Origin of the sequence: Gaoshiqia sediminis, from assembly GCF_025907915.1 — a bacterium.
GTDB classification, from domain to species: domain Bacteria; phylum Bacteroidota; class Bacteroidia; order Bacteroidales; family Prolixibacteraceae; genus Gaoshiqia; species Gaoshiqia sediminis.
The window spans coordinates 1-434 of record NZ_JAPAAF010000122.1 but is presented as its reverse complement, the minus strand read 5'-3'; the positions used below and the strand labels follow the sequence as shown (position 1 = coordinate 434).

Annotated in this window: 1 protein-coding gene; it reads right to left on the bottom strand. The window is 55.1% G+C overall.

The annotated features are described in order from the left end of the window. On the bottom strand, nt 1-434 hold a 434-nt coding region (locus N2K84_RS20685), incomplete at both ends, for a glycoside hydrolase family 3 N-terminal domain-containing protein (protein ID WP_282593649.1).

The window sequence follows — 434 nt, the reverse complement described above, 5'->3', positions numbered from 1 at the left end:
ACCTGAATGCCCATGCGCGATGTCAGGTAGGGATCTTCGCCGTAGGTTTCCTGTCCACGTCCCCAGCGCGGGTCGCGGAAAATGTTCACATTGGGCGTCCACACCGAAAGGCTGAGGAAGCGCTTGTTTTCGTTGCCACGCCTGAGGTGCTGGTGGTATTTGGCACGCCCTTCGTCCGACACTGCATTGAAAATATCGTAAATCAGCGCATCGTTGAACGAGGCAGCCATGCCAATGGGCTCGGGAAAAACGGTCACGCTGTCGTTGTTGGCGTAACCGTGCAGGGCTTCGCTCCACCAGTTGAACTTGCGGATGCCAAGGCGGGGAATCGCCTCACTCTGGTCGCACATCAAGGCGGCTTTTTCTTCGAGCGTCAATCTCGAGATAAGATCTTCGGCACGTTCTTCAAAACTGAGATTTGGGTTTTGATACGG